Origin of the sequence: Anabaena sp. UHCC 0399 (genome assembly GCF_034931465.1) — a bacterium.
GTDB lineage: Bacteria > Cyanobacteriota > Cyanobacteriia > Cyanobacteriales > Nostocaceae > Trichormus > Trichormus minutissimus.
This window is the reverse complement of record NZ_JAYGGZ010000085.1, coordinates 1-17,354: the sequence shown is the minus strand read 5'-3', so window position 1 is coordinate 17,354 and position 17,354 is coordinate 1. Positions and strand designations below refer to the sequence as shown.

The 17,354-nt window shown below is 40.7% G+C and carries 17 protein-coding genes; 6 read left to right on the top strand and 11 right to left on the bottom strand.

What is annotated here, in order from left to right; translation table 11 throughout:
- Positions 1–481: Uma2 family endonuclease (locus tag VB693_RS27770; protein WP_323269072.1), on the bottom strand; the 481-nt coding region annotated here is incomplete at its 3' end.
- Positions 482–724: 243 nt separating this feature from the next.
- Here VB693_RS27770 and VB693_RS27765 point away from each other — a divergent pair.
- On the top strand, positions 725–1,705 hold the full coding sequence (locus tag VB693_RS27765) for a magnesium transporter CorA family protein (protein ID WP_323269071.1): 981 nt from the start codon (positions 725–727) through the stop codon (positions 1,703–1,705).
- An 87-nt stretch (positions 1,706–1,792) separates the two neighbouring features.
- Here the strand turns inward: VB693_RS27765 and VB693_RS27760 are convergent, their stop codons facing one another.
- The 3 genes from VB693_RS27760 to VB693_RS27750 form a co-directional block, all read right to left on the bottom strand.
- Complete coding sequence (locus VB693_RS27760; RefSeq protein WP_323269070.1) at positions 1,793–2,875, bottom strand: DUF4350 domain-containing protein; 1,083 nt, start codon at positions 2,873–2,875, stop codon at positions 1,793–1,795.
- The gene (locus tag VB693_RS27755; protein ID WP_323269069.1) at positions 2,872–3,483 is read right to left on the bottom strand and encodes a DUF4129 domain-containing protein; all 612 of its coding nucleotides are present in this window, start codon (positions 3,481–3,483) and stop codon (positions 2,872–2,874) included. The genes VB693_RS27760 and VB693_RS27755 overlap by 4 nt, the downstream gene beginning before the upstream one ends.
- Before the next feature lie 145 nt (positions 3,484–3,628).
- Complete coding sequence (locus VB693_RS27750) at positions 3,629–5,230, bottom strand: alkaline phosphatase D family protein (protein ID WP_323269068.1); 1,602 nt, start codon at positions 5,228–5,230, stop codon at positions 3,629–3,631.
- Between the two features lie 376 nt (positions 5,231–5,606).
- Here VB693_RS27750 and VB693_RS27745 point away from each other — a divergent pair, with 376 nt between their 5' ends.
- On the top strand, positions 5,607–6,155 hold the full coding sequence (locus VB693_RS27745) for a PEP-CTERM sorting domain-containing protein (protein WP_323269067.1): 549 nt from the start codon (positions 5,607–5,609) through the stop codon (positions 6,153–6,155).
- A 157-nt stretch (positions 6,156–6,312) separates the two neighbouring features.
- Here the strand turns inward: VB693_RS27745 and VB693_RS27740 are convergent, their stop codons facing one another.
- The 3 genes from VB693_RS27740 to VB693_RS27730 form a co-directional block, all read right to left on the bottom strand.
- Positions 6,313–7,413: an AI-2E family transporter gene (locus tag VB693_RS27740; RefSeq protein ID WP_323269066.1), complete on the bottom strand. Its 1,101-nt coding sequence runs from the start codon at positions 7,411–7,413 to the stop codon at positions 6,313–6,315.
- Between the two features lie 92 nt (positions 7,414–7,505).
- Positions 7,506–7,931, bottom strand: coding sequence for an NUDIX hydrolase (locus VB693_RS27735; protein ID WP_323269065.1), 426 nt, complete (start codon positions 7,929–7,931; stop codon positions 7,506–7,508).
- A gap of 34 nt (positions 7,932–7,965) precedes the next feature.
- A complete protein-coding gene (locus tag VB693_RS27730) occupies positions 7,966–8,337 on the bottom strand; it encodes a hypothetical protein (RefSeq protein WP_190701306.1) in 372 nt (123 codons plus the stop codon).
- A gap of 267 nt (positions 8,338–8,604) precedes the next feature.
- Between VB693_RS27730 and folD the strand changes: the two genes are divergently transcribed.
- The 3 genes from folD to VB693_RS27715 all read left to right on the top strand — a co-directional run bounded on the left by folD (position 8,605) and on the right by VB693_RS27715 (position 11,333).
- Positions 8,605–9,504 (top strand): bifunctional methylenetetrahydrofolate dehydrogenase/methenyltetrahydrofolate cyclohydrolase FolD, encoded by a 900-nt coding sequence (gene folD, locus VB693_RS27725; protein ID WP_323269064.1) that lies wholly within the window; start codon positions 8,605–8,607, stop codon positions 9,502–9,504.
- A gap of 148 nt (positions 9,505–9,652) precedes the next feature.
- A complete protein-coding gene (gene crtE, locus VB693_RS27720) occupies positions 9,653–10,582 on the top strand; it encodes a geranylgeranyl diphosphate synthase CrtE (protein ID WP_323269063.1) in 930 nt (309 codons plus the stop codon).
- Positions 10,583–10,868: 286 nt separating this feature from the next.
- Positions 10,869–11,333 (top strand): divergent PAP2 family protein, encoded by a 465-nt coding sequence (locus VB693_RS27715; RefSeq protein WP_323269062.1) that lies wholly within the window; start codon positions 10,869–10,871, stop codon positions 11,331–11,333.
- A 61-nt stretch (positions 11,334–11,394) separates the two neighbouring features.
- Here VB693_RS27715 and VB693_RS27710 read toward each other — a convergent pair whose 3' ends face one another.
- From VB693_RS27710 to VB693_RS27695, 4 genes are all read right to left on the bottom strand, one after another.
- Positions 11,395–12,045 (bottom strand): hypothetical protein, encoded by a 651-nt coding sequence (locus VB693_RS27710; RefSeq protein WP_190701317.1) that lies wholly within the window; start codon positions 12,043–12,045, stop codon positions 11,395–11,397.
- 90 nt (positions 12,046–12,135) lie between these two features.
- A complete protein-coding gene (locus VB693_RS27705; protein WP_190701319.1) occupies positions 12,136–12,465 on the bottom strand; it encodes an MgPME-cyclase complex family protein in 330 nt (109 codons plus the stop codon).
- A gap of 403 nt (positions 12,466–12,868) precedes the next feature.
- Positions 12,869–13,585 carry a SnoaL-like polyketide cyclase gene (locus tag VB693_RS27700; protein ID WP_323269061.1) on the bottom strand — a complete coding sequence of 239 codons (717 nt, stop codon included), beginning with the start codon at positions 13,583–13,585 and terminating at the stop codon, positions 12,869–12,871.
- 203 nt (positions 13,586–13,788) lie between these two features.
- A complete protein-coding gene (locus VB693_RS27695; RefSeq protein ID WP_323269060.1) occupies positions 13,789–14,508 on the bottom strand; it encodes a pyridoxine 5'-phosphate synthase in 720 nt (239 codons plus the stop codon).
- Between the two features lie 613 nt (positions 14,509–15,121).
- Between VB693_RS27695 and VB693_RS27690 the strand changes: the two genes are divergently transcribed.
- Positions 15,122–17,245, top strand: a complete 2,124-nt coding sequence (locus VB693_RS27690) for an ATP-binding protein (protein ID WP_323269059.1) — start codon at positions 15,122–15,124, stop codon at positions 17,243–17,245.
- Positions 17,246–17,354: the final 109 nt, after the last annotated feature.

Sequence of the window (17,354 nt, the reverse complement as noted above, 5' to 3'; positions counted from 1 at the left end):
GCCAAACGGGGTTTCCCGGCTGTAACTCATACTTACCGTTAACTAATTTATGTACTTCTAAATGAGGTTTGCGGCGACGACGAGAAGAATAAATCACATAATAAAGTACACCTAAAGCTGCATAGTCATCTAATTTATCGCTGTATTCTTTGCGATAGTTTTGGGAGACGACTTCTAACACCAACATGGGTAAAACTTGTTCATCCCACAACACATAACTGGGACGCAGTTCCTCATCATAAAATCGTTCTACTCCTAAGCTGAGAAACCCATCTGGGACAATGGGAGGTTTATCAGGATGATAATAAATCCCCATATCTACCCCAAAGAACCAGTCCATGCGTTCAGACCACAGTAGCAGCAAAATTGCTTTTAGCAGTCCTGGTATGAGTTCTTGAAGTTCATTATCCACTGGTGTTTCATCAGAGTCAGGTAGTTCGTCGGCGGAAGGTAAGTATCTTGGTAGGTTGAAGTTTAACATGACTGGTTGCCCCAAATCTTATCCACCAGTGTATTCACCCGAATTATAGCGATTTTTTGGCAAGCGATCGCCTACGGTCGGTTGGAGATCATCGCCTTCATAGGTGTGGAGTATTGACTCAATCGCTAGCCGCACACATCATACGCGATCAACAAATTCGTGATATTTATGGAAAGCATAAGTTGTTGTAATTTTCAGTCAATTATCAAGTGGTAATGAGCAAAAATGAAGTAGGATCTCTATATGCTAACTCTCCTGACTTTCTCTCAGAATCACCTGGAATTTTTTTCTAATAAAGATGTTGATACGGTACTGAAAAGAATTGATGGTTCTCATAATATCTGGTTACGCTGTATTCAATTTCGTGATCGGACTGGAACTGCAAAAATTATTAACCACTTCCAAATCAATCCATCTCGGATTGATATGATTTTCAACCGTTCCCTGATAGGCATTGATGAAGATATAGAAGATTGCTTATTTGATGGCTATGAAATCCTCACGCATCAAGTTAAAAATCAAGAATTTCAGGTGGCACGTGGTAGCACTGTGTTAGGTAAAAATTTTATTATTACTTTTGAAATAACGGAAGTCAAAGTTTTAACTATACTCATCAATAATATTCAAAAGCGAACTATAGATGTTCAAAACAGGGGTGTCGATTATATTTTATATTTAATTTTAAAAGATATTTTAAACAATTATCATAGCGTATTTGAATTTATTTCTAGACAACTCGATGATTTAGAGGATGAAGTATTAGCAAATTCTGGGGATGAAACAACTTACCATAAAATTGCGGCGATGAGGCAATCTACCCGCTCCGGTCGGCGTAATTTTCAAAATATCAAGTCACTTATAACTCGGATGAATTATGAAGATTTCCCGTGGATTACTCAGCCAGTAAAAGTATTATTTAATGAAGAATTAGTTTATCAAATTGATCATCTCTGGCAAGAATATCAAGCGTTGAGAGCTTGGATGTCAGAATTAATGGAAATTCAACGCGATAACATTGCCAGTAAAACTAGTGAGCGAATTGATCGTTTAACTATCCTTTCGACTATATTTTTACCAATTACTTTCATTACTGGTTTTTACGGAATGAACTTTAAATATATGCCAGAGCTAGAGCAACCTTGGTCTTATCCTGCTGTGATTAGTGTGATCATATTAATTGTAGTTATTAGTATTGCATTTGCTAAACAACAACGTTGGTTGTAGTGTCATTGCTAAAAAAACTTACCGTAAATTCAAGGGTTTAAGTAATAAGTAATGAAATTTACTCATTACTCATTACTCATTACTCATTTAAAACTCCCTCAAGATTCGCCATTTTGCTAGCCAGTTGAATAAATCTCGTTGACTGACACGACGTTTGCGTGCTGGCAATTTTAAGACAGTATCTAATACTGCGGCATTTTTACCTGTTTTTTTGACCCAAAGGTCTAGCAGAGTTTGGTGTTCTAGCGGTACTGATCCTAATCCCAAAGCTTTTTGGAGTTGTAATTGTTCTTCTCTTCCCACCATTTCGACAACAAAATCGCTGGATTCAGCTTTTTGTAATACACCTGCCAAAGCTTGGATATATGCTTCACTATTATCTATCACTGGTGTCTCTAAAGCTGTTGATTGACCAAAACGGCGATTTTGTGACCAAATCAGCACTAACAATAAAATACCAGCTTGTACGAGTAGGGCTAATAGAGGAGTTTTTGCCAAATAATCGATTAGGTTTCCTTCACCTTCTATTTCTTTGACATCGGCATCTTTATAACCGTGAATGTATTCATCTACAAATAATTGGTTGCCTTTTCGGTTAACTAAACTGGCTAGATATTTAAAATTATTCAAGTCGTCTTGATAGGCGTTGGCGGCCAAGTAGGGAGTCGTGGAGAACAAGACTTTACCTTGCTTGCGTGTGCTTTGCCAAACCACAGATCCAAAACGATCGCCTAAAGAAATATCTGATTGTTTAGCCTTTTGATAACGTCTGCGTGTAGCAATCTTAACTTCACCCAGTGGTGATGCTTGCAGCGTATGAAAGTCTGATAGACTAACCCGCGATCGCACACCTAAAATTACTAAATCATTGCCTTTGTCTAACCATTCTTGCTCATCAGGTAACAAAACTGGTTCTCTCAGATGACTCATGACCCTGAGCAGGGTAGCTGGTTTTTTCTCAGTTTCTAGCTTTTCTAGGGGTTTTTGCCAACGTTGAATGGTAGTTCCTTGCTGCTGCATATAAGCGTACCAAGCACCGTAGCCATCGGCGGCGCGGCTATAGCTAGAACCTATGTAAATTTTAGTAGTGGGGGCAGCGATAAAGCTTAATATAACTGTTACAGCGATCGCGATCGCACCTATCCAAGCATTACGTTTTGAGGACTTCATTGCTGTGTAATCTCCCGATAAGCTTGGCGACACTGCTCATAATTTTCTGGTAACATCTCCCCATTGCCAAAACATAATTGTTCGTGAGTTGTCATCAAAGTTTCGTATGGTTGGATAGAAGTTTGACTAGATAATTTCAGCAATTGTAGATATTCTGTATCGGTGCGACTGGGTTGGTGAAGGAGAATTTTTGTATCATGCAGATGCTGCAAAATTGCTAAATAAAGACAACGACACGCCTCGCGGTAGTTACCTTGACGATAGAATTGTTGCGATCGCTCCAACAAAGTTGTTAGAGAGACATTTTCGTTAGACATTTTTGAGCGATAACGGGCAGAATTACCATTATTACCCAGCCACGCATATATATAAGGACTGAATTCTTGCCATAATCGCCAAATCACTCCGGCCACAAATAAAGCTACTACTAACCAAAACAAAAAGTTCAGTAAATTAGCCACCCAAGGGCTGAGTTTCCAGTTAGGAGAAAATTCAGGGAGAACTTTTTCAAAGCGATAAAACTGGTATTCTAACCATTCTCCTATTTGTTGTTGGAACTGAGATAGCTGCCACTCCCAGCTAGTTTTTGCAAAAGCTTCTGTAGACATAAAAAAACAGGCAAAGGTTATATTTATAATATTGCCTTCTACCTCCTGCCCTCTACCTATTGCAGAAAGTGCTGTAAATAATCTACAAAGACCTAATTTAGGCTAAGTCCGCGCACCATCCGGACTTAGACTGTGTAGTATTTAACTAAGCTTCTGGTGGCAAATCTGTACTGTAAACAGTTTGCCCTACCAAGTTACGTAGTGATACTGTCATCACCTTTGTAGCAGCATTGATTTTGACTGCACCAAAGAATTGTAAACCTTCGCTTGGGGGTCGATTTCCTCTTGTACCTGGAGGTAGGCTCTGGAATATCAATTGTGGCCCGAAAGTATTTTCTAGTGTGTTTGGCCCAAATGTCCCAGCATTCAGAGGCCCGGCGACAAACTCCCAGAAAGGTTTGAAGTCTTGAAACTGCGCTTTATTAGGGTCGTAGTAGTGGGCGGCTGCGTAATGGACATCAGCAGTTATCCACACAACATTCTTGATATTTCTCTGTTTAATAAATCGGAGTAAATCAGCTATTTCCAGTTCCCTACCTAATGGTACGCCATTGTCTGCATTAGCCCAAGCTTCAAAGTCTCTGCTACCATCTCTAACTATCAGTCCTAGGGGCATATCGCTGGAAATTACTTTCCATGTTGCTTTGGATGTCAGCAATTGGCGTTTTATCCATTGGATTTGTTTGCTACCCAGCATAACGGTATCTTTGCCGGGTACTGGCTGATTATTAGGAGTGTTTTGCCCTCTGTAGGTACGCTCATCTAGCATGAAAATATCTAACAAGGGGCTATAGTTGAAGGAACGATAAATTCTAGCTTGGTCTGTATTATTGGTTGTATAGCCAATGGGCATATATTCTAAAAAGGCTTGTCTTGCCCGTTGTGCTAACAAGTCAACATCCTTAACTATATAACGATTGTCACTGAGAAGAAATTCCCCAGGATACCAATTATTAGTGACTTCGTGGTCGTCCCACTGTGCCAGCATGGGAACTTCTGCATTAAAACGCTTCAAATTTTCATCTAGTAAGTTGTATTGATAGTTACCACGAAATTCTTTGAGTGTTTCTGCTACTTTAGATTTTTCTTCTGTGGTAATATTGCGCCAAATTGTGCCATTATCTAGTGTGACTTGGGATTGAATGATGCCATCCGCGTAAATAGTGTCGCCACAATGGACGAAAAAGTCGGGTTGCATTTGGCGCATAGTTTCGTAAATTTTCATCCCACCGAATTCAGGATTTATACCCCATCCTTGACCGGCAGTATCTCCACCCCAAACGAAGCAAATATCTCGTCCAGTTATCGCGGGAGTGTGGAAAGTTCCATTGACAGGTTCACTGTAGGTATCTTGATTTAAATCTTGGAACAGCACCCGATAAAAGATTTGTTGATTAGGTGGCAAATTTCTGAGATTTAATCTGGCTGTAAAGTCGCTATCTGCTAAAGCCTGTGGCCCTAAAACGCGCTGCACACTACTAAAAGCTGGGCTAGTAGAATATTCTACGATCATTCTGGACGCGCGATCGCTCTTACTCCAAATCACTACATTATTATTCGTGATGTCTCCGCTAGCTATGCCATAAGGTACAGCAGGACGCATTCTATCTGAGGTAATAATTGCAGGTGCTTGGGCAAAAACTTGTGATTTTGATACAAGGTTTGTGGTAATAATTCCACCGGCTGTTACAGCTGAACTTAGCAAAAACCGACGACGATTTAGCTTTAATGAATGATTAGATTCCATACTAATTAATAGCAATATCCTGCAAAAGTATTACAGGATAAGTGTTTACCATATGCTCTTACGACAATACGTAAAGATAGAGTTATCCCAGGGTTAATAAAAATTTCTTAGAAATCAGTTACAAAACTTAATAGTGTAAATAATCGAGTATCATTTTACCTCTAATTAAATTCTGCTTAAACTAACTATCTAAAAATGAGCTAGGTCTAAGTAATTAGCGACTTATTTACTGTCTTTGCATAGTGTTAATAAATAATAATTACTGTGCTTGCTTGTAAGTTCAAAAAAACTTGAGCAATAAGACAGTTAAAGTCAGCTTATTTTTACAATTTGCTGTGTGCATTAATTGCAGAACTTTATTGTGAGGGAAACTGAGATGAAATTAGTTAAAAATTTAGTTTTAACTGCTGCTAGTCTGGCTGTATGTTTTTCTGCCGTAGATGTAAAATCCGCATCTGCTGCTATTGTTAATTATGCGTTTAATGTTGATAGTCCGACAAAGACAGGAAAAGGCTTTTTTAGTTTTGATGACGCAACTTTTAGTAGTGGTATTTTTCCAGAAGCAATAGTTCAGTCACTTTATTTTCAATTTGACGGAGACTCTAATATTTATACAGAACAAGATGATATAGCCTATCCAGACTTCCCTGTTGTATCCTTGACTCCATCTTCTACAGGAAGTCCATCTGTAGAACTAAGCTATTTCTTTTTTGATAAAGTTAATCCTGCTGAATTTTTCTATGAAATAGTTGGGGAAGATTTGACAATTCTTGATGGCACTTCTCAAAATACTGAAATTGGTTTTGGTCAAGTAACTTATACCAAAGTACCTGAGCCTACAACTATGGGAGGTGCTATTCTTGTTTGTGGTCTTAGTTTAATAGTCAAAAGAAAAGCAAGACCAATGAAAAAAGTTAAAGCTTAAGTTTAGATATTTAGCATCTGTTGACAAAGAATGAATGTAGAAATTTAGGAATGCTACGTTTTCTTGTCTAATTAAAGTGAGTTCAACGAATTCAAAAACCCCTCTCCGAAACTCTCCCCTACCAAGAGAGGGGTTGTGTGAATTCACTTCCTATTACTTAGCTATGGGTAACTACTACTTCACCTTCAACCTTTGCTGAGTCTGATTCTGTATTCTCTATCTGATTGAATTCCCCAGACCGCCAAGTATCGGTTATATCTTTAATAAAACTGGCGGTAGGAATAGCAACTAATAAACCTAGAACGCCGCCTAATTTAGCTCCCAATAACAAAGAAACTACCACCCAAACAGGATTCAAACCAGTCAAATTACCAAGAATGCGTGGTGCAACAAAATTAGAGTTGATTTGGTCGATGGCGACGGCTACCCCTAAAACTTCTACTCCCTGCCAAAAGTTTTCTAAAGCGACTAATAAACTAACAATAGTAATTCCAATACCTGTACCAAAGGGAAACAGAGAGAACAATCCAATACCAATCCCAAAAAGTAGTGCTAGAGGAACTCGCAACGCTACAAATGCTAATGTCACCACTACGGCCAGTACAGCACCTAATGTGGCTTGACCGATAAAGTAATTATGGAAATCTTCCCGTAGTATTTGCCGGACTTTCGAGCCGATGTGAGAGGGAAACCACTGATAAATGCCATCCCACAAGCGATCGCCATTTAGTACCATATAAATAGTTAGCACTACCGCCAGCAGCACATTAACCACAACCCCAATAGTATCGAAAGCCAAGCCTAATATCTTACCAGTTGCAGACTGCAATTGGTTAGAAAATCGCTCTAAAATCTGTGTGGCTAAACCGCTCAAATTTACGGGTAAAGTTTGCGTTGCTATCCAATTTTGCAAAACGTCAAGCTGCTGAACGCCAGAATCAATCCAATGAGGCAAAATATTAACTAGTTCGTTCAGCTGTCCGATGATCCGTGGTACTAAGGTTAGACCTAAGCCTACTAAAATCACCACAGCTAACAATAATACGCCAACAATCGCCAAGTTGCGTTTCACTCCACGGCTTTGAAAAAATTGGATGGGATAATCTAAAACAAAAGCCAGGAGGGTGGCAGATGCTAAAACGCTCACCAAGGGTTGAAAATACTGTACAACCTGAATTAATAGCCAACCGTTGAGAATAGCAACAGGAAACGCCAGTCCCACAGTTAACCATCGAGGCAATTTGTTTATTGATTGCATTTAGTGGTGACTCCACACGCGCTATAACTTTATTGTGTCTGGTATGGGGGGATAGGTGACAGGTGACAGGTGATAGGAAGAAGAATTAATGACTATTGACTAATGAAGTCTAATAAGATTTGCTGGGCTACAGAACCTAAAGGTCTTGCTTCTCCAAGGTTTTTTGAATAAAATTTACCTTGACTAATATCTGCTGGTGTTAATAACGCCATATCGCAACCTTCATTTAACACCAATTGATGGAATTCTACCAGTAGGGGTGCATGGAATACATGACGCACAACTTTTTCATCGGGATAACAGCCAAATTGAACAAAAGGTGGCAGAGTGTAGCCGATTTCTTCTAGAATTTCTCGCTGTACTGCTACATCTGGTGTTTCGCCGGGTTCGATGTGACCGCCAAACAACGCCCAGTGACCAGGGTAGGGAATATTGGGGATATTGTCCCGCAGTTGCATTAAAAATTTATTATCTTGGTAAAGAATGGCGATCGCTACATGAATTTTTTGGTCATTCATACTATCTTATTACCGGAATCTATGTTAAGTATTATTACTTTTCTTCTAAATAAACCTCCCCAAAATCTTTTTCAGCGATGGGAATACTTTGGTATAGTAATTTACCCTGCATGACTACTGTCTCCCCCTGTTGGAAATTGCTTTCATTAGTAACAATCCAAATTTGGTCAGTGGCATCATTAATTAAATATGCCCAACGCTTTAATAAGGGAACTTTTCTTTCTACCTTCCCTTGGACATAAACAGTACCTTGTTTGTCTGGTGTGGCTTTAATTTTCTGAATCGCCGTCACATTGCTACCAAAGCTAATTTTATTGCCTTTCAAGCCAGACACATTCAAAGGCGCACAGCTACAAAGTCCCACCACTAAGACTAAGGTAATACCAATTCGTACTTTGTAATTCATAATTTGTAATTTAAAAAATAGATTAGAGTCATTAATTCTTTTCCCTGTCACCTGTTACCTGTCACCTGTCACCTGTCCCCTGTCACCTGTCACCTGTCACCTGTCCCCTGTCACCTGTTACCTGTTACCTGTCCCCAATATGAGAAAATAGACAATTGGACGGCAACGCCATAATAATCTACAAGTAAGGTTATTTGTAACTATTGACTCAATAACTAATGACTATTGACTATTAAAACTTGTCTATACTGAAATTTAGGAATTCTTATGGAAACAAAAACTGCCACAATCTTGGATGGTAAAGCTTTAGCTGAAAAAATTCAGCAAGAACTGGCTTCCCAAATCAAAGAATTGCAACCCGAAATCGGCCGTCCTCCTGGGTTAGCGGTGTTAATGGTTGGTGATAACCCGGCTTCTGCTGCTTATGTGCGTAACAAAGAAAAATCTTGCTCTAAGGTGGGTATTGCTTCTTTTGGGAAACACTTTCCTAAAGAAACCACTCAAGAGGAATTAGAAGATGCGATCGCTACACTCAACGAAGATGAACAAGTAGATGGTATTCTCGTACAGCTACCATTACCAAAACATTTAGATTCTGTCAAGTTACTGCATCAAATTACCCCAAATAAAGATGCTGATGGACTGCATCCAGTCAATTTAGGGCGACTGGTAAGAGAGGAAGCAGGCTTACGCAGTTGCACGCCGGCAGGAGTGATGCGCCTATTAGCAGAGTATGACATTCCTTTGGCGGGAAAACAGGCGGTAGTGCTAGGACGCAGTATTTTAGTTGGCAAACCGATGGCCTTGATGCTACTAGAAGCAGATGCTACTGTTACTGTTGCCCATTCGCGATCGCAAGACATCACCAGTATCATTAGAAACGCTGATATTCTCGTTGTTGCCGCAGGTATCCCCGGATTAATTACTGCTGACATGGTGAAACCAGGCTCTGTTGTGGTAGATGTGGGAATAAATCGCGTCACTGATCATAGTGGCAAAAGTCGCTTAGTTGGCGATGTTGAATTTGCACCAACGGCTAATGTCGCGGCATATATCACCCCAGTTCCTGGCGGTGTCGGACCAATGACGGTGGCTCTGTTGTTAGAAAATACATTTGCCAGCTATTTAAAAGCAGCAAAGGAGAAGGGAATTTTAAATGATAAATGAAAAATTATGAAATGTAACATAACGCATCATTTATCATTCATCTTCCATGATTAATGAAGTATTAGTTAATCTTTTGACTCCAGAGCATCTTAAAATTGTGACGTGTATGACAAATAGCCAAAAGCCAAAAATTTAAGGAATTCTAAGGATGGTAGCAGCTGATAACCTTCAGAAGATGCCAGAAAAAGCCTCATTTAACCTAACAGCTTATCTTCAAGAGCGAAAAAAACTTTGTGAAGCTGCGCTGGATGAGTCTCTTCCTGTCATTTATCCAGAAAAAATTTATGAATCAATGCGCTACTCCCTATTAGCTGGAGGTAAGCGTCTGCGTCCCATTCTGTGCCTAGCTACCTGTGAAATGATGGGCGGCACAATCGCAATGGCCATGCCTACGGCTTGTGCAGTAGAAATGATCCACACCATGTCATTGATTCATGATGACTTGCCAGCAATGGATAATGATGATTACCGTCGTGGTAGGCTGACAAATCACAAAGTCTATGGTGATGACATTGCAATTTTAGCTGGCGATGGCTTATTGGCTTACGCCTTTGAATTGGTTGCTATTAGTACACCTGAAAGTGTAGCTAGGGAGAGGGTATTGCAGGTAATTGCCCGACTGGGAAAAGCATTAGGTGCTGCGGGGTTAGTTGGTGGTCAGGTGGTCGATTTAGATTCAGAGGGTAAGTCAGATATTCCCCTAGAAACCCTCAACTTCATCCATAACCATAAAACAGCTGCCCTTCTAGAAGCCTCTGTTGTCTGCGGCGGAATTGTCGCAGGCGCATCATGTGAAGATGTACAAAGACTCACGCGTTATTCCCAAAACATCGGACTAGCATTTCAAATCATTGATGATATTCTCGATATAACCTGTACCCAAGAGCAATTAGGCAAAACCGCAGGTAAAGACCTCGTAGCGCAAAAAGTTACCTATCCTAGTCTGTGGGGTATTGAAAAATCCCGTGCCAAAGCCCAAGAACTAATTGAGTCTGCCTGTGCAGAACTAAACCCATTTGGGGAATTAGCACAGCCACTCAAAGCACTCGCTCAATTTATCACCAGTCGCAATCATTAGATTAACATCTGGGGAAATTCCAAATTAAATACAAAAACCCATTGCAATCAATCACAATGGGCTGTAAATTTTGGATTTTGTAGCTTGCTTTCCTGAGTTAGCGTAAGCCTGCCTACCCGTAGGGTATTTTTAATGGGAGTGTGGTGACGCTGAATTTTGGGTTGCATCTCAACGTACTCATGAGTAATGAGTAATGAGTAAAGGTGAAACTGCATTTTGGGTTGCATCTCAACGTACTCTGTGAAAAACGACTACTGCTAATACTGACTAACCGAACCAAAAGACCATGCAGGACATAGGCGACATTTTCGACAACCGGGTGCTGCTGGTTGCGCTGGCAGCTTGTTTTTTAGCTCAAGCATTAAAGCTGGTGATTGAGCTAGTTCAACACCGCAAACTGAATGTCCGTGTTTTAGTAACCACTGGAGGTATGCCCAGTGCGCATTCAGCCTTGGTGACATCTCTGGCCACTGGTGTTGGACAAACCCTGGGTTGGGCATCGCCTGACTTTGCCTTGGCTACAATTTTTGCCATTATCGTCATGTATGATGCAGCCGGAGTGCGCCAAGCTGCCGGTAAGCAAGCCCGCATCCTCAATCAAATGATTGATGAATTATTTCATGAAAAACCAGACTTTAACCAAGACCGCCTCAAGGAATTGTTAGGACATACACCTGTACAAGTCATAGCAGGTTCGGCTTTAGGGATAACAATTTCTCTATTAGCTGGGTCTTTATTGGTCAATAGGTAGGTGATAGGTGACAGGGGACAGGGGACAGGTGAGAGTTATTTAATGACTAATGACTATTGACCTACTGTACTTGCACAACCGATCGCAGTAACATGACTTTACGGCTATCTACTAGTACAGCAAAAAAGCCGCGATCGTTGAGTTTCTGCAATGTGTTGTAAGCTTCTTGTTGGTTAGTGGTATGAACTGCCAGCAAGTAGGGTTTCTGTCCGTAGGATGCCAGACCGACGTTACCACCTACCGCTTGCTGTAAACTAGTTGCAAGTTCTGGACGGTTGAAATAATCTACTAACACAGCAAAACCCTGCCCCAGGGATTGGGGATTATAAGTTATTTGGGGCGGCTGCTGGGCTATTTCCCCTGGTCTGGTGGTGATAATGGCAGACAATCCGACAATAGTGTTGATATACCTAGCCCAACGGTTGGCATCATCAATTTTTCTAAAACCTCCTATCCGTGTTACTGTCTCCGTCAGATATTGGCAGGTGGTAGTCTTAATTTCATTTGGTAAAGCACTACGCAACTGCTTCTGATTCTCGGCTGTAGGGCTGACTACCAGCAACAGATACTCCCCAGCACTGGGAGGTTGACACATAGGAAGGGCTGTTTGGGCTGTTACTGAATTTATGCTACCCATTAGACCTGCGCCTGCGATCGCTAGTCCGAATACACTGGATAAAGTGGCAAATTTCTGCACAGAATTGGGACGCATAAGAGGATTTTGTTTAAAATTTCTTTTTAGTGATGAGTCAATAGTCCACACAAAAAAACTACTAATGACTATGGACTATTGACTAAATTATCAAGACACTGGAGCAAGAGATGCTATAGGATTAGGGATTGTTCCAGAAGGAGCTTCAAATTCTCCTGTAACGACGTATTCTAGCCGCAGTTTCAGCCAAGTAATAAATTGAGCATTAGTAGAAATAATCGCAGCTGCGGGTTGAGGACACTTAGCTTTGATTTGAGCCATTTCAGGTGCTTCTAAAAAAGCAGGTTGTGATACTAACCAAAAATCAATTTCTTTTTCTTGTTCGTGATAGTGACGAGTGCGTTCTTTCAGCACTTCCTCTATAGGTTCTTCTTGCAATAAAAAGCGACGGCTGGCCAAAACGTAATAGTATGTTTGCATTGTCATCCTGTGATTACTAACTAACTAATAATTTTAAGGCTTAGAGATGATTTATAAAGTAACCCTTAAATTTTAGGGTGTGTTTTGCGTTGCTTTAACACACCACAATCATACGGTGCGTTACGGCTAATTTTTACTTTCTCTAACGCTCACATTCTTACATAGCCGTAATAACACACCCTAACTAAATATTTACTTTACAAATGACCTCTTACCTTTACTTAGTGCTGAATTTTGAGTGTTACTGTTAGCATATCTCGTGCTGAGTCATGTTAGTATTCGTGGGGAGTTGAGCCGCGTGCTAAGTAGAAAATCTCACTTACCACTCAGCACTTAGCACTTAGCACCGACTAAACGCCGCGCTACCGCTAACAGCACTCAGCACTCAGCACTCAGCACTATCTTACTTCTTGGAGGTTTTTTTGAACCAAGAACTAAACGGACAGGCTTTTCCTTGGCTTTCACTACCTACTTTACCGCCGCCTGTTAATTTTTCTAAAAACAGCGTGTTGTCAAAGTAGTGTTCCAAAGAAATAATTTTCAAGTCATCGGTGACATGGGCAATGCTCAAGCCGATAACTTCTACTGTTTCTCCTGTTGGTGCATGGTCTTTGTATGTGCCTTGAAAATGTCCCCAGTGCCGCCATTTGAAGGTGACAGTTGGAGGAGCTGAGTAGACTTCTAGCACTTCCCAAGGGAAACCTTGGGGAAACGTAGATTGAAAAAGTTTAGCAGATGATTCAAAGCTTTCTTCAGAGGCTTTGTAATGCTCTGAATCCGCCATGAATAAATTGTAAGTACCTTGGGCTGATACATCTGCTGCTGTAAACTCTTCTCCCCCATTGGTACTGATACGAAACTGGTCATTCAAAACTGACAACCACTGCTGCGGGTCAGTTTTGAATGATACTTCCATCTCAAAGGTTCTAACTAAATTTTGAACGATCGCCTCCAGTGTACCCTCAAGATGATTCCGTGTACTCTCTTTGGCTAGATTCTCATTAGAGCGAGAATAATCTGGAGGACTATCATAACGCCACAGGGCATCACTACTTTCAGCGATAACTGTATCCCTGTCCTGTACCCAAAGCGGAAGCTCGTTAGATTGTGTTGCGGTCATAACAATTCAAAATTCCACATTCAAAATTGAGAAAACCTTTCATGGTAAGTATTCTGACTTCTCAGAACTATGTTCCGAAGTCTTCCACAAACCAACGATTTTCGAGATTCCGCAGTCACAACCCCTCTAGAACCATCAAGTAAAAAAGCAAAAAAAAGAAGTGCCTAATCCGAATTACGCTAGCGTACCGGGGCGGAGCATCGTTACGAATTACGCATCGCTTCTTTCATTTCCCGAACGGCTCTTTCCATCCCTACTAATGCAGCCCGGCTGATGATGGTATGACCTATGTTTAGCTCTTCCATCCCTGGCAATGCAGCTACCGGATATACATTCCAGTAGGTAAGCCCATGACCGGCGTTAACTCGCAAGCCAGCTTTAATCGCTTGTTCACATCCTTGAGCTAACACAGCTAATTCTTGATGACGACTGATTTCATCGCTGGCTTCTGCATATCTACCAGTATGTAGTTCAATAAACTTTGCCTGTACCTTGACAGAAGCTTCAATTTGTGCTATTTCAGCATCAATAAACAAACTTACTGGAATACCAGCACCCTGCAATTTAGTGACAATCTCACCTATTCTAGCAATTTGCCCGACTATATCTAAACCCCCTTCCGTAGTCACTTCTTCCCGCTTTTCGGGAACTAGAGTGACATAATCAGGTTTAATGTCCAGGGCTATTCCCAACATTTCGTCTGTAGCGGCCATTTCTAAATTTAAGTGCGATCGCACAGTCTGACGCAATAAACGCACATCCCGATCTTGAATATGCCGCCGATCTTCTCGCAGATGCACAGTGATTCCATCAGCACCGGCTAATTCTGCCAGCACCGCCGCCGCCACCGGATCTGGTTCTACCGTCCGCCGCGCCTGGCGAATGGTGGCAATATGGTCTATGTTTACACCAAGTGTAGGCATCCCCAATATATCCCTATCCACAGTCCACAGAGATTTATCTTACCTGAAATTGTAAATAAAATTAATGCTGAGTAATTTTCAAATTTTTGGTCAATTTCCGACTCAGGATACTAGCGTGACCAAGCTAACATAGTGCATTAATTAGATGAAATCAACCGCCGATAAACGTTAAGAAACACCAATGAAAAGGATTTTTGTCAATGCGCCAGATGATTCTGGTTACAGCAGTACGATCATTGCTGCGGATAAAAATAGATATTCTAATATTAAATTGATCATGAGTATATTTTTTGCCAAATTAACGAAGTCAACCCATAAAATTAGACTCAGCATACTCTTTTTTTTAAAGAAACTGAGGAAATAATTATTTCCAGCGTTAATTGGGTTTGAAATCGCTACCCAAATCTTTCTAGTACAGTATGGTGTAAATAAAGCTACGATCTGAAATAAGCGAAAAGCTTACAAACAAAATTAACATTATTTATTTTGATTTTTGAATTTAAAATTTTGCCTTATTTTACTCTAATTCTTCATCCTACCCTCCTGTTTCAAAGGGGGACTTAGAGATTAATTTTTGTGAATTAAAACTAACTAAGTTTCTACTTCAAACACCATGTCAGAATTATGGACTCATTTTTTTAGTTCAGGGTCATTTATCCCTCATGGACACTGCTATCTATGGAAAACAGATTTAGTTTGGCTACATATAATATCTGATGGGCTGATTGCTATAGCTTATTATTCCATTCCTGCGACACTTTTTTACTTCGTGCGGAAGCGGCAGGATTTGCCATTTCATTGGATATTTCTGTTGTTTAGTGGATTTATCGTAGCTTGTGGTACAACTCATCTTTTAGAGATTTGGACACTTTGGCATCCTACCTATTGGCTATCGGGTTTTGTGAAAGCCATCACTGCCACAATATCTTTAATTACAGCTATCCAACTAGTACCTTTAGTCCCAAAAGCTTTAGCACTTCCTAGTCCTGCTCAACTAGAACAAGCAAATCAACAATTGCAAATTCAAATAAGCGAGAAATTGCGGGTAGAAGCAGAACTAAGAAAATATCAAAATCATTTAGAAGAATTAGTTGCGTTGCGTACCAATGAAATTACTAAGACTAATGAAAAATTGCAACAAGAAATTACGGAACGGCAGCGTATTCTAGAAGTGCTGAGACAAAGTGAGGAACGCTATCGTTATTTGGCTGAAGCAATTCCTCAACTGGTATGGACTAGTAATGCTAACGGTGAGACCGATTATTTTAATCAAAATTGGTGTAAATATACTGGACTAACATTAGAACAATCAAGAGGTTCTGGATGGATAAATGCTTTACATCCAGATGATGTTAACAGAGCCTATAAAGTATGGTTAGATGCTGTCAAAATTGGCGATGTATACGAGAATGAATATCGTTTCAAACGAGCAATTGATGGTTCATATCGTTGGCAGCTAGCACGAGGTTTACCACTTAAAGATCAACAAGGCAATATTGTGAAGTGGTTCGGTACTTGTACGGATATCCACGAACAAAAACAAATTCTAGAAGAACGAGCAAAATTACTAGAATTGGAACAAGCTGCACGAGCCGAAGCAGAACAAGCTAATCGCATTAAAGATGAATTTCTAGCAGTGCTTTCTCATGAACTACGCACCCCTTTAAATGCCATTTTGGGGTGGTCTAAACTATTACAAAATCGTACTCTGAATGAAAGCCGAACAGCACAAGCACTAGCCACTATTGAACGTAATGCCACATTGCAGGTGCAACTGATTGAAGATTTGCTAGATGTCTCTAGAATTTTACAAGGTAAATTAGTGTTGAATACTACTAAAGTCAACCTAGAAACTGTAGTCTTCTCGGCACTAGAGACAATGCGATTAGCCGCAGAAACTAAGCTAATTGAGATCAAGACAGTTTTTGCACCAAACTTGGGGCTAGTCATGGGTGATGCGGCTCGCTTGCAGCAAGTAGTTTGGAATCTCCTTTCCAATGCTGTCAAATTTACACCCAAGGGAGGAAGGGTAGAGGTGTGTTTAGCGAAGATTGATGACTATGCTGAGATTGTCTTAACTGATACAGGTAAAGGAATTAGCCCAGAGTTTTTGCCCTATGTCTTTGATTACTTCCGCCAAGCAGATAGCAGTTCTACGAGAAAATTTGGCGGATTGGGATTAGGACTGGCGATTGTCCGCAAAATTGTAGAAATTCACGGTGGGACAGTGAAAGCCGAAAATATTGGAGAAGAATACGGAGCAAAATTTACAGTCCGATTACCGCTTCTCCCAGAGCAAAGTTTGAATGTGAGCAATGAAAAAAATCATCTATTATCATTAAATTCCCAGCTTTTGTCCCTAGCTGGCGTTAAAGTTTTAGTTGTTGATGATGACCATGATTCACGGGATTTTTTAGCTTTTGTTTTACAGGAAGGAGGTGCGGAAGTCAAGTTAGTGACTTCCGCATCAGAAGCATTACAGACATTAGCTGAGTCTCATCTGGATGTGTTGGTGAGTGATATCAGTATGCCAGACATGGACGGCTATATGCTGATCCGACAAGTGAGAAGTTGGGTAAGAGAGCAAAATGGACAAATTCCCGCGATCGCCTTAACCGCTTTTGCTAGACAATACGATCAAGAGCAAGCATTCGCCGCCGGCTATCAAATCCACTTAGCCAAGCCTGTGAATGCAGAGGAATTAGTCGCAGCTGTCGGAAGGTTGGTTGTGCGGTAGGTGACAGGTGATAGGTGACAGGTGACAGGTGACAGGTAATAGGTTACAGGAGAAATTTTCCCAGTCCTCAGTCATTACTCACTACGCTGCTCAATGCCCCGCTACCGGG